This window comes from Pseudarthrobacter enclensis (assembly GCF_030811655.1).
In the GTDB taxonomy this organism is placed as follows: domain Bacteria; phylum Actinomycetota; class Actinomycetes; order Actinomycetales; family Micrococcaceae; genus Arthrobacter; species Arthrobacter enclensis_A.
Genome location: NZ_JAUSRE010000028.1, coordinates 1 through 12,097 on the forward strand (window position 1 = coordinate 1; position 12,097 = coordinate 12,097).

General features: G+C 62.8%; 9 protein-coding genes and 1 pseudogene. 3 read left to right on the plus strand and 7 right to left on the minus strand.

The window, feature by feature from the left end; all coding sequences use genetic code 11:
* The 5 genes and pseudogenes from J2X98_RS19855 to J2X98_RS19875 all read right to left on the minus strand — a co-directional run.
* On the minus strand, positions 1-480 hold a 480-nt coding region (locus J2X98_RS19855; protein WP_307311687.1), incomplete at its 3' end, for a hypothetical protein.
* Between the two features lie 266 nt (positions 481-746).
* Positions 747-1,097 (minus strand): 4a-hydroxytetrahydrobiopterin dehydratase, encoded by a 351-nt coding sequence (locus tag J2X98_RS19860; protein WP_307311781.1) that lies wholly within the window; start codon positions 1,095-1,097, stop codon positions 747-749.
* Between the two features lie 1,493 nt (positions 1,098-2,590).
* A complete protein-coding gene (locus tag J2X98_RS19865; RefSeq protein WP_307311690.1) occupies positions 2,591-3,976 on the minus strand; it encodes an MFS transporter in 1,386 nt (461 codons plus the stop codon).
* 267 nt (positions 3,977-4,243) lie between these two features.
* Positions 4,244-6,421 (minus strand): annotated as a pseudogene (locus J2X98_RS19870) (amylo-alpha-1,6-glucosidase).
* Between the two features lie 201 nt (positions 6,422-6,622).
* Entirely contained in the window at positions 6,623-7,177 is a 555-nt protein-coding gene (locus J2X98_RS19875) for a hypothetical protein (RefSeq protein WP_307311692.1), read from the minus strand.
* A gap of 335 nt (positions 7,178-7,512) precedes the next feature.
* Here J2X98_RS19875 and J2X98_RS19880 point away from each other — a divergent pair, with 335 nt between their 5' ends.
* Positions 7,513-8,721, plus strand: a complete 1,209-nt coding sequence (locus J2X98_RS19880) for an aspartate transaminase (protein WP_307311695.1) — start codon at positions 7,513-7,515, stop codon at positions 8,719-8,721.
* 44 nt (positions 8,722-8,765) lie between these two features.
* Positions 8,766-9,461, plus strand: coding sequence for a 4-carboxy-4-hydroxy-2-oxoadipate aldolase/oxaloacetate decarboxylase (locus tag J2X98_RS19885; RefSeq protein WP_307311698.1), 696 nt, complete (start codon positions 8,766-8,768; stop codon positions 9,459-9,461).
* A gap of 136 nt (positions 9,462-9,597) precedes the next feature.
* On the opposite strand, the gene J2X98_RS19890 is transcribed toward J2X98_RS19885, so the two are convergent.
* A complete protein-coding gene (locus tag J2X98_RS19890) occupies positions 9,598-9,840 on the minus strand; it encodes a hypothetical protein (protein WP_277797826.1) in 243 nt (80 codons plus the stop codon).
* A 139-nt stretch (positions 9,841-9,979) separates the two neighbouring features.
* Positions 9,980-10,915: a nitrogen assimilation transcriptional regulator NAC gene (gene nac / locus J2X98_RS19895; RefSeq protein WP_307311701.1), complete on the minus strand. Its 936-nt coding sequence runs from the start codon at positions 10,913-10,915 to the stop codon at positions 9,980-9,982.
* 395 nt (positions 10,916-11,310) lie between these two features.
* Between nac and J2X98_RS19900 the strand changes: the two genes are divergently transcribed.
* Entirely contained in the window at positions 11,311-12,096 is a 786-nt protein-coding gene (locus J2X98_RS19900; protein WP_307311703.1) for a LamB/YcsF family protein, read from the plus strand.
* Position 12,097: the final 1 nt, after the last annotated feature.

Sequence of the window (12,097 nt, forward strand, 5' to 3'; positions counted from 1 at the left end):
GGTCATGGCATCGATGGTGGCGCCGGCGTTGGCGGCCAGGACGGCGGCCTTGACCTTGTCCGCGGTGTCCCCGGTGAGGGCTGTTTCGTTTCCATCGTGTCCATGGCCGCCACGGCCACCGCCAGGGCCGCCGGTTTCGGTGGCGGTGATGGTGAAGTTGGTGTCGAGCTTGACGGTGGCGTGGGTGTTGTCGGATTTGGTGATGTGGGCTTCGTAGGCGGCGGAGCCGTCGTCTTCGGTGGTCATGGCATCGATGGTGGCGCCGGCGTTGGCGGCCAGGACGGCGGCCTTGACCTTGTCCGCGGTGTCCCCGGTGAGGGCTGTTTCGTTTCCATGGGCGGCACCGGCTTGGGCGGTGCTGGAGGGGCTGGGCGCCGTGGTGGCAGCGTTGGCCGGCAGTGCGGCTGCAGTGAGGGCGCCGCCTCCGATCAGTGCACCGACAAGGCTGGCCCCTGCCGCGATTCTCCGGACGTTCTTCATCAGTTTTCTCCTTGTTGATGCCACTCCGTATTTCGAAGTTGTTCCAATCCTGCGGGGGCGCGCTGTCCAGGTCCTTTCCCTCTCCTGTGGGCGAACTGTGAGATCCCCGGGGGCTCCTGCAGAACATTTGAAAACAACGAGTGCTGCTCGGCCGGATAGATTCAATGCCACCGCCGACACTCTAGGCAAACGCCGACCACCCATTCGACAGCGGGAATCCCCCGTCGATCTAAAAGAGCCGATACTGGAGATTCCGTAAAGGCCGCTTAGCGACTCGACGAGCCTTTGCCCCTGCCCGACTGCGCGGACTTACTCCGCGGGGGCGGCCCCGAGGGCCGCGGCGTGGCCGCTGATGGTGCGGGCCAGGTCGATGTCGCGGATGGTGATCCCGCCGACATCGTGGCTTGACAGCGTGACGCCTGCTTCGGGTAGGTGAGCGTGAGGTTGGGGTGGTGGTTGGCTTCCTCGGCGGAGGCGCCGATGCGGTTCACGAGCTCCAGTCCGGTGGAGATCTTCCGGGTCCTGAAGGTGGCGGTGAGGGTCTCGCCGGTCAGACGCCAGCCGATGAGCCCGGCTTCAGCGAGCTCGGCGGCGGACAGCTTCCGCTGGGGGATCAGTCATAGTGCCATCATGGCTCCCGAGGGCAGCCGTGGGTCAGCCCTGGAAGGCGCCATGCCTCCCAACGGGATGGCAGGCACCGGTGGCTGCGGGTAAAACTCCGCACTGCGCGGGGCTAACGCTGTCACGCACTGACGAGTGCGGGAAAGGCCCAGCCACGATGTCCGGTGCGTGTCCTTGTATTAGCTCCCCCAGGCCCAATTTACGGAGCCGATGGCGTATTTACCGTCAATTAGCGACTGAGAGTTGGTCGGATGGCGGTGTCCTCGGATGTGGTCGTGTTTGGCTTGGCGGCCTTGGCATCCTGACATCGCTCTGGTCTTTGAGTCAGTTCGTCTTTCTGGTAGCGGAGTAGTTGCTGGCTGGAGGGACTGGAGTGCAACTTGGGGGACGGGGTCGGGGTTCGGAAACTTCGTCCGGCCGAGGTAGCAGTCACCTTGCGGGGAAGTTTCCGGTTCCCGGGGCCGGCGCGGAAGCGCTATGGTTGCGCGGAGGACCCGGCAAGCTATCATCGTGCCGTTCAAAATGACTACACTGCCGTCCGAGTGGAATCTTTGCTTTGGCTACCGTTTTCGGAGGTACGGTGCGGCGATGATCGGGGCGCGTGAATTCGCCCAGAAGACGACCTATCGAGGTCGAGAAATTGGCCCCAAAGGAGGGTGTGGACAATATCCACACTTTTCGTATCGGAGTGCCTCGTAACGCCCGCGTACTGCTCCGGACCACGCGTGTTTTCGCGAATTTTCCAGTGTTTGCAAGGCCGGGAATGCCGTTCGAGTCCCACCTCAGGCACAAAGTATTCCCTCGTCAGGGGCAATTTTGCTTTGACGTGTTGATAAAGCTTGTGGTCGCGTCGGTCTGACGGGTTGGGTCGCGGGCTGTGGCCTGGCTGCCGCGGCGGCCTGTTCAGGTGTGTGGGGTGGCGGGTTCAAGTCCCTGGCTGGTGGGCCTTCCGCCTGCTCTGGTGGGGTTGTGCAGTTCCTCGTTTCCGTTCTGTGTGGGTGGCCTGGGTGGCCTGCACCTGTTCATGGGCAGGGGGAGCGGGAACGACATGACGTTGCCGATTTTCGTTGGACAAGTTGTTGAGAAGCTGCTTTTGTCCCGTCATAGAGGGTGTGTACTGTCCACACTTTCGCAATCTTAATTGGCGTGGTCGTGGGGCCGTGTTCACTGTCACTTCTGGGCACATGGGTTCCGAGCGCCAGTGTCAGAACAGGGAGATATCAAGCTCCCTCGGACAGACTTCACGCCACGGTCTGAAGTCAGATTTGGGTGTACCTCTGGCTTACGCACTTCCCCCCCCCGGACGCAGAGGGCCCTATGCCAGGCGGGCATTACGGGCGGAACGTGAAGACCTCTTAGTCGTTGGCTGTGTGTAGTAGCCACCAAGACTAAGAGGTCTTCACTATTCACGATGTAACGAACATCCTGACCCGTACAGCTGGTTGGCGATCAGGTTGCGGGCGTTTACCCGTCACATCTGCATTCCAGGCTAACCAGCGAGGCCGTGGGTAGCTGTAGCTGTGCCCGGGGACACGGTCGCGGCCGTGAGGACGGCCGTCTCCCGCTCGCTCTGCTGCACCTCGTCGAGTTCCTTGAGCGTGTACTTTTTGGTTTCCTTGGCGGTGAGGGCTGAGATTCCTGCCAGGACCATGAACCCGAGCGCGACCATGGACGGGCCAACCCAATCTTTCAAATCGGGGCCAGCGAGTGCTGTCGAGAGAACGGGGCCGATGACGCCCGAGATGGCGAAGCCGATCTGGGTGCCAAGGGCGAGTCCGGAGACGCGCAGCCGGCCGGGGAACATCTCTGCAAAGAACGAAGGCCAGGACGCGTTCACCATGGAGTAGAAGAGGGAGTAGTTGATGATGCCAAACAGGAAGATCAGCGACCAGTTGCCGGTCGTGATTGACCACAGGTAGGGCACCATGGTGATGCCTACGCCGCCCGTTGCGATGAGGAACATCGTTTTGCGGCCGATCTTGTCCACAAGGAATCCTGCCAGGGGCGTGATTCCGAGGGCGATCACTGCCGAGACTGTGGTCGTCAGGAGCATGGTTGGCTTATCCAGCTTGTACCCGGCGGTCCCGAATGCTACCGAGAAGGTCTGCATCATGTAGCTGGTGCCCGCGATGAGCGCACAGAATACGATCCGCAGCACCGCGCGCCAGTGGAAGCGCAGAAGGTGCCTGAGGGGGGCGACGTTCACCTTGGCGGCCTGGACCTTTACGAACTCGGGCGGCTCCTGGATGTGGCGGCGGATCAGGTAAGCAGCGACGACCACGACGGCGGAGGCCCAGAACGGAAGCCGCCAGCCCCAGGACAGCAACTGCTCCGAGGGCATGGCTGCAATCGGGATGAAGACCAGCAGGGTGAGCAGCGTGCCGGAGGAGGAGCCCAGCGTGGTGAAGCTGGCAAGGAACCCTCGTCGGCCCTCGGAAGCATGCTCCAGGCTCATGGTGATGGCGCTGGGCTGTTCGCCGGAAAGGCACAGTCCTTGGATGACGCGGATCAGCACGAGCAGGATCGGAGCAAGAGGACCGATCTGGGCGTACGTGGGCAGGCAGCCGATCAGGAAGGTGCAGCCGCCGATGCCGAACAGTGTGATCATCATGACGAATTTGCGGCCGCGGCGGTCACCCAATGGTCCCAAGATGAGGGAGCCGAGCGGGCGTACCGCGTAGCCGACCGCGAAGGTGATCATGGCGAGCAGCACGCTGATGCCCTGGGGCAGCTCGGGCGAGAAGAAGAGGACGTTCAGAATCAACGCCGACGAGGTGCCGTACACCGCGAAGTCGTAGTACTCCAACGTCGTGCCGATCCAGGCCGCGACTGCGGCCCTGACCGGGGTCTTCTTCGGAAGTAAGGTTTCAGTCATTTCGTCTCCGTTGGTGATTGGGTGAACACCGGCTGCCGCTACACCTGGGCTCTGGGAAAGAGATTTCGAGTGGAATATCCGGTTGGTCCTGCTGTGAGCTCTCTCGCAAGTCGTGTTTACGGCTTTGCGGACCGGCCCCAGACATCAAGTTAACGTTTGCGGTTTGGGTCACACAAAGTCCGCTTTTATGTACCTACATAGCGATTCGTTATGGCACAGAGGTGAAGCGCGGGAGGCCTTGGACAACAGGAAGCTCGACGTGGTTCCCTAACCAAGAGGGTTTGACGTGGGGCGACTATTTCCACGACGCCGCACCGCTTCCTCAACCAGTTCGGACATCCACGGGCGGTGTCCCCGGTGAAGGGCCATCTCCGGGGGTAGTCCTTGGATGGACGGGACGGAGCTGGCGATGTCGATGGTGATGCGGCCATTGCCAAGGGGGGCGTTGGAGATGTGCAGATCCCCGAAGGACCGGGGAGGACGGGATCGAGCCACACGCCGCCGGCAGACACGACCGGGTCGTAACGCATCAGGCTGGACACGATCTGGATGGGTGCGGTGGCTGCCCACGCCTGAGGCGAGCAGGCGGTGGGGTACGGAACGGGAGTGGCGAGGTGGTCCCGGCTGAAGCCGCAGAACAGTTCCGGGAGGCGGCCGTCGGAGAACTCTGCCGCGTCCATCATCCCGGTGGCGATTTTCTGCGCTTCGGCGACGAAGCCGTACCGGAGGAGCCCGGCCGTGATTATGGCGTTGTCGTGGGGCCAGACGGACCCGTTGTGGTAGCTGGCCGGGTTGTAGGCGCCCATGTTGCTGGCCAGGGTGCGTACGCCCCAGCCGCTGAACATTTCCGGTGACATCAGGTGCGCGGCGACTTGCGGGGCTTTGTCTTCGTCGATCAGACCTTGAAGCAGGCAGTGCCCCATGTTCGAGGCACAGGCATCAACCTGCCGTTTCCTGCCGTCGAGCGCGATGGCGTAGTACCCGCGCTCCGGGATCCAGAACTGCTCGTTGAACTGCTTCTTCAGCCGGGCAGCGCGATCGGTGAGGTCGTTGCCTAATGCCATGTCACCGGCCTCGTAGGCCAGCCATGCCCGTGACAGGTAGGCGACGTAGACGTACGCCTGTACCTCGCAGAGCGCGATGGGCGGCTCGGCCAGGGTGCCGTCGGCAAAGTTGATGCCGTCCCAGGAGTCTTTCCAGCCTTGATTGACCAGCCCCTGATCGTTGAGCCGTTGGTACTCGACGAAGCCGTCGCCGTCCTTGTCGCCGTAGTCCACGATCCAGTCCAGTGCGCGGTCGGCGTGGGGCAACAGGGCCTTGATGGTATCCGCAGCGAATCCCCAACGGCTCACCGCCCCAAGCACCATCAGGAAGAGGGGAGTGGCGTCCACGCTGCCGTAGTAGTTCGACTTGCCGCCCAGGGACAGGCCGCTGGAGACATCAAGCCGGACCTCGTGGAGGATCTTGCCCGGTTCCTCTTCCGTCATGGGGTCCACCACGGTGCCCTGGCGGTCGGCGAGGGTCTGGAGTGTGCCCAGGGCCAGCGAAGGGTCTACCGGCATCGCCATCACCGAGGCCCACAAGGAGTCCCTTCCGAACAGGGTCATGAACCACGGCGCACCGGCGGCGACGACAACGCGCTCCGGATGGTCGGGGTCCTCGATCCGAAGAGCGCCCAGGTCGTCGTAACTGCGGCGCAGGGTCCGTTCCACGGAGCGGTTGGCCACTTGCAGTACGGGGATCTTCGCCACCCACTCCCGGCGGCGACGGTCTCGGGGGGACAGACTATCCCCCTCGGAATGGGCGAAAGCCGGTGCCTGGGCTCCATCGTCGGTGGGCAGGACGGTCAGGAGTGTGCTCCATTGCCCATGAGCGGGTACCGAGACTCGATATTGGACGGTGTTACCGGAAATGCCGGCACCAGGTACGTGGATAGCGGTGCCTTTGCGGACGTCCTGTCAGGTGCCCCGAATGGTGAGCATTCCGTCGTCGGCTTCTCGTGTTTCCTCCCACCGTCGCCGGCTCCGTGCCTCCTTCACCTCGAAGAGGTCCGCGTAGTCGGCCCCCGTTTCCAGGACGATGAGGCACTCAGCGGGCTCCTGGGAGTAGTTGTGGACGGTGAGCTGCTCCTGGAGGCCGGCCCCTACTTCCCGCAGCCTTTCCACGATAAGTGGGCTGTCAGCGTAGCCGTCGGACCGGGGGATCCTTGCAACAAATGCGGCACGGAACGGCTCCTTTGTCTCCGCTGTGAGTGGTTCAAGCCCCTGTCCATCCACTGTGAGTTGCCAGGTTGAAAGGATCCTGACGTCGGCCACGAAGAGGCCGTGCGGACGATCGGCTTGAATATCTCCGTTGGACGACGAAATACAAAAGGATGAGCCCTCGACCAATCACAGAGCCAGCCCCAAGTGGACCGGCCGCGGTATCTGCATTCCACCCCGCCATTCTGGCCTCCTCCGCGACGAAGCACCGTACAAGCAGACACCGTGCTTGCTGCGGCCTCTTCGAAAAAGACGCTACGCTTGGCTGCCGGTCGCCGCCAGAGCGGAGGCGTGAAGTATGCCGGAACTCGTCTTCGCCGGTGTCCGCCAGGGACAACGGGGTGATAGACGGCGGGCAGCGGATCAGCCGGGATGATCATTGCGGCTAGGCCACACGCAAGCCCACGCCCCTGGTCACTTTGCGGATCTCGTCGGACTTCAGGCCGCTTGCCCCGGCAAGTTGGTAGTCGTCAAGCAGTCGGGATTTCCTGGCCAGGGCCAGTACCTGCGTGCGTTCTTCTTCTGCGGCACTCCGGGTGCCCTTGGCTGCCGCCAACTCCGCAGCCAATCCGGCAATGAGGTGAAGATGCTCCCTTCGGGTTTGGCCCGACGGGTACAGCTCGCCGCGTGCCCGCGCGGCAGACCGGATACTGGCGGCAGGCACGCCCGCGGCGTTTGCGACGGCGGCAACCTTTACGCCGTCGCACACGGCCTGGGCAACGCAGTCACCCAGCTCGGCGGTGAGGGCACGCACCCGGCTGGACCCGAGCGCGATGGTCGTCCGCAGCTGGGCCAGTATGGCCAGGGCTTGCTGGGCGCGGGCAGTGGCTGGGTCCGGCTTCGGCACGCCCCGGTACCGGTAAGCGGCCACGCCGGCCCCGCGCGTCCCGGTGCCGGCTGTACGCGGAGGTATTCGTTCCTGAATCTCTCTACCGGGCACCTTTGCTCCTTGTCTTTCGTTGGTGGTGTTTCCATGTCAACGCGGTTTCCCAGTGGCAGCGGCACCTTTCCCGGGCTTTGTCCCGGCGGCCTGGGAGGAACGTGCCGGGGGCCGGCGTTGTGCCTTCCTCAGGTCTCTCCACCCTGCAGGTTACGCCGCGGGCAAGCCCGGGAGGCAATACCGAAAGTGCGTGGAGCGATACGCGAAAGTTCTGGCCTGCTCCGTCATAAGGGCTGCTTATCTGTCCACGCACTTTAGGTCTTATCCAAGAGCATGGCTCCTTCCCTAGGCTCGAATGAACCACCCTCATCCGTATCGGAAGCCTGGAAGAGAACATGCCTGAATTCGTGCCCGCATCACGCGTTACCCGTATTAAATCCTCACCCAGCGTTGCCGCGGCGGCCCGAGTACGGGAGCTCAAGGCTGAGGGACGCCGGATCCTGGACCTGACGGTCGGCGAGCCGGATTTTGATACACCGCAGCACATCAAGGACGCTGCCATCGCAGCCATCGGCCGGGGTGAAACCAAGTACACGTCGGTGACCGGGACGCCCGCATTGCAGAAGGCCATCCTGCAGACGCTGCAGCGCAAAACCGGCCTGCCGTACACACCGGGTGAGATCACCATCGGCGGAGGCGGCAAGCAGGTCATCTTCACCGCATTCATGGCAACACTGAACCAGGGCGACGAGGTGGTCATCCCCGCACCGTACTGGGTCTCCTACCCGGACATGGTGCTCGCCAACGAAGGAACCCCCGTCGTTGTCTCCTGCGGGGAGGATACTGGCTTCAAACTCACCCCTGGCGCCCTGGCCGGGGCACTGACGGAGCGCACCAAGTGGGTCATCCTTAACACCCCCTCCAACCCCACGGGAGCGGTGTACTCCCGTGAGGAACTGGCCGGACTGGCCGCCGTCCTCAAGGACTATCCGGCCGTCTACGTCCTCACGGATGAAATCTACGACGAGATCCACTTCGGCGAAGAGCACATCACCAGCCTGGTGGCCGTTGCCCCTGAGCTCAAGGACCGTGTGCTGGTTACGAATGGCGTCTCCAAGGCCTATGCCATGACGGGCTGGCGGTTGGGCTATGCCGGTGGGCCGGGGCCCCTGGTGGCTGCCATCAACAAGCTGCAGTCCCAGATGTCCTCCTGCCCGTCCTCGGTGAGCCAGGCTGCAGCTGCTGCGGCTCTCACCGGCGACCAGGCATTTGTCCGCGACAGCGTGGCGGTTTACCGGGAGCGGCGCGACGCTGCAGTTGCCGGGCTGAAGGCCATCGAAGGTTTGCGGTGCGCGACGCCGGATGGCGCCTTTTACGCGTACGTCAACTGCGCCGGGGTCATCGGCAAGACGACGCCCGACGGTAGGCAGATCACCAACGACGAGGACTTCACGCTGTACCTGCTTGAAGCAGCGTCTGTTGCCGTCATCCAGGGTTCCGCCTACGGACTGAGCCCATACTTCCGAATCTCCTACGCCACCGGCCTGCCGGTGATCGAGGAATCCATTGCCGCCATCGAAAAGGCCGTCACGGCGCTGGCCTGACCCAACCATCCCATTGCCTACGCCTTCCAACAACAGGAGCACCAATGATCCACGTCAAAACGAAATTCGACCGGCCATCGGAGGACGCCATTCAGCGCCTTTCCAAGTTCTCCTCCGCCACAGTGCACGAAGCACAGGGCCGCAAGGGCGCCCTGAGCTCCAAGATTAAGCCCATCGACCGCAGCATGACGTTCTGCGGCCCCGCCGTCACCGTGGTCTGTGCACCACGGGACAACCTGATGCTCCAAGTGGCCATCCACTACGCCCAGAAGGGCGACGTTGTCCTGGTCTCCGCCGGTGAGTACGAAGAGGCCGGGACGTTCGGCGATGTCCTCGGCAACGCCATGAAGGCGAAAGGCCTGGCCGGAATGGTCACCGACTCCGGCGTCCGCGACACCAAGGACCTGATCGAACTCGGACTGCCCGTGTTCTCCGGCAGCGTCTGCATCAAGGGGACCGTCAAGGAAACCATTGGGCCCATCAACCATCCCCTCGTGTTCGGTGACGAGATTGTCTACCCGGGCGATGTCCTGCTGGGCGACGCCGACGGCGTGGTTGTGGTCCGCAAGGACGAGATCGAGGAAGTCATCAAGCTGTCCCAGGCACGCGTGGATGCCGAGGACGACCTCATCCGCCGTTACAAGGACGGCGGCACTACCATCGAGCTGTGCAAGCTCACCGATGTGCTGAAAGCCAAGGGGCTGCTGGTCGAGGATGCTGAACTGCAGCCTGCGATGTAGCTCGTTCGTTGCTGCGTAATTGCGGTCATGACTCCTTCGTTGTGACGGCAGTTACGCAGCAACTCTCTTTTAAAAACCAAGAGGCCCGGGTTCCTTTCGGAACTCCGGGCTTTGCCTCTTGCCGCCCTCGTGCGGCTTAGTTCATGCCGGGCAGGAGGTAGGCCGGCGGACCCACCTGGGAGTCGTCCAGGTACCACATGGTGGAGCCGCTCCTGCCCGGCGGCATCATGCTTCCCTCGAACACGAACACCGGCTCCGCGGAGGGGCCGTCCTCCGGGCGCCAGAAGCCGTTGGTGGGGCAGTGCGAACCGGTGCTTGCTTTGAGCTGGATTCTTCTTTCCGCAGTTTTCCGGTATTGCAGGCTGGTGATCTTTTTCATGGTGGGCTCCGGGAAATTTATTACCGAGGTGAACGCTGTTTGAGCGGACCTTTATGGCTTTTATCCTAGGACTTCGGTTGGGCCCTGAATAAGACAAAACAAAAGTGCCCTGATAAGCCTCCCTTATGGTGCCGTCCGGTCAGTGACCGGGAATGGCAGGGTATTTGCTGCGGAGCATTTCCTGGAGCATTTCCTTCAGTACCAGCAGGACCGCTGAACCGGCTTCGGACAGGGGCTCATGGTCGGGGGTGCACAGTGCGATTTTGCACTGCAGCGCGGGTTCGACGATCCGCAGGACCCGGAAGTCCTCCTCGTGGAACAGGGCGTCCGCGGCCGACTTTGGCAGGATGGTTGCCCCGAGGTCCGTGCGCAGCAGCCGGGTGAGGGAGGGGACCGATTCCACTTCGCCTACCAGCTTCAGTTTCATGCCCTTGTTTTCGATGCCTGCCTGCACCACCTGCCGCAGCGTGTGGTTCTGTTCCGGCAGGAAAAGACCCAGGGTTGCCACCCCCGCAAGGGTGATGGATTCTGCGTCCGCCGCTACAGGCAGTTCCCGGCGGCCATTCACGATCAGGTACAGGTCCTCCACGATCAAAGTGGTGAACTGCACCCCACGGATCGGTCCGGGCTCGTAGATGAGCGCCATATCCAGGCGCCCGTTCTTGATGGCCTCGCTGAGCACGCCGCCATAGATTTCGGTGACGTGGAGGACGATGTCCGGGTAGCGCCGGCCCACCTCGCTGATGATCCGCGGGGTAAGGCTGGATGCCATGCTATACGGCGCAATGGCAATGGAGACGCGGCCCGAGGGGGCAGCGCCGGAGGCTGCAACGTCGATTCTGGCCTGCTCTACCAGCCGCAGGATAGTCTGCGCGTGCCGGTACAGGGTATGGCCGGCCGCCGTGGGCTCCACGCCCTGCTTGCTGCGGATCAGGAGCCGCTGCTTTAGTTCAGTTTCCAGGGCCGACACCTGCTGGCTCAGCGCCGGCTGGGCCACGTGGAGGGCGGCGGCCGCCTTGGTGATGCTTCCTGAGTCGACGATCTTGACGAAGTACGCCAGCTTCCGGGTGTCCATAGCGCTCCTCTTTCAGCGGGGACGGCACAGCATGCGGGGTCATACGTTGGCGCTATGGCGGGACAGGCATTACGTCTTTGTGTGATCCGAGTCTCGGGCATAGGTTAATTGCAGATGACTTTCCAATGACCAGAACATTCTATCCCCGCCTAGCCATCGTCGATTTTGATGACGGCATACGCCTTTTGCATAAGCGGGGAAAGAGTTTATTGGCCGCACGATTTTTACAGCTACGAAACAAGGCGTACATTCTTTGGGCAAGTGCCAATAGTGGAGACGAAGGTCATAACTGTTCTCTATCCCATGACATCGGATTCGTCTTTGTGTGAGGCAAATCCCAGTGTCACACTCATTTACACCACGCGTTACCCAGCACCAGCAGAGGAAGGCCCGTAATGCCCACAGTCGATCTCGTAGCGGATCTTGGTGAAGGTTTTGGCGCCTACTCGATTGGCGATGACAAAGCCCTGCTGGAGATCGTGTCCAGCGCCAACATCGCCTGTGGCTTCCACGCAGGGGACCCTGACATCATGGACGCCACTGTGGCCGAATGTATCCGAAGGGGAGTCGGCATCGGCGCCCATCCAAGCTTCCCGGACCTCCGCGGCTTTGGCCGCCGGGCCATGGACCTCACCGCTGACGAAGTCCGTACCGACGTCATCTACCAGCTGGGAGCCCTGTCAGCGTTTGCCGCCTACCATGGCGGTTCCGTCTCCCACCTCGCCCCGCATGGCCGCCTGGGCAACCTGGTGGCAACACGCGCCGATTACGCGGGAGCCGTAGCGGATGCCGCCGTGCGCGTGGATCCGGCCCTGATCATCCTGGCGCAGGACGGTGAACTCGCCACCGCCGCGGCGCATCGCGGCCTGCGGGTGGCCATCGTCGGCATCGCGGACCGGGCCTACCAGGATGACGGCACACTGGTGCCGCGCAGCCAGCCCGGCGCCGTAATCCACGACCCCTCCGTCATCGTCGAGCGCACCGTGCGGATGGTCTGTGAAGGACTGATCAAGACTGCCTCCGGCAGGGACATCGCCATCCAGGCAGACACGGTGCTGCTGCACGGCGACAACCCGGGCGCCGTCGAACTGGCCCGCCTGATCCGCGGCGAACTGATTGCCGCGGGCGTCACCATCGCCCCGTTGGCAGAGGTGCTCGCCGCAAAGCAGAAGGTTTCCTGAC

Bases quoted from the DNA above. Each gene is read 5' to 3' on its own strand.
- J2X98_RS19865 (WP_307311690.1), bottom strand. From the start codon at position 3,976: ATGACTGAAACCTTACTTCCGAAGAAGACCCCGGTCAGGGCCGCAGTC.
- J2X98_RS19880 (WP_307311695.1), top strand. From the start codon at position 7,513: ATGCCTGAATTCGTGCCCGCATCACGCGTTACCCGTATTAAATCCTCA.
- J2X98_RS19885 (WP_307311698.1), top strand. From the start codon at position 8,766: ATGATCCACGTCAAAACGAAATTCGACCGGCCATCGGAGGACGCCATT.
- J2X98_RS19890 (WP_277797826.1), bottom strand. From the start codon at position 9,840: ATGAAAAAGATCACCAGCCTGCAATACCGGAAAACTGCGGAAAGAAGA.
- nac (WP_307311701.1), bottom strand. From the start codon at position 10,915: ATGGACACCCGGAAGCTGGCGTACTTCGTCAAGATCGTCGACTCAGGA.
- J2X98_RS19900 (WP_307311703.1), top strand. From the start codon at position 11,311: ATGCCCACAGTCGATCTCGTAGCGGATCTTGGTGAAGGTTTTGGCGCC.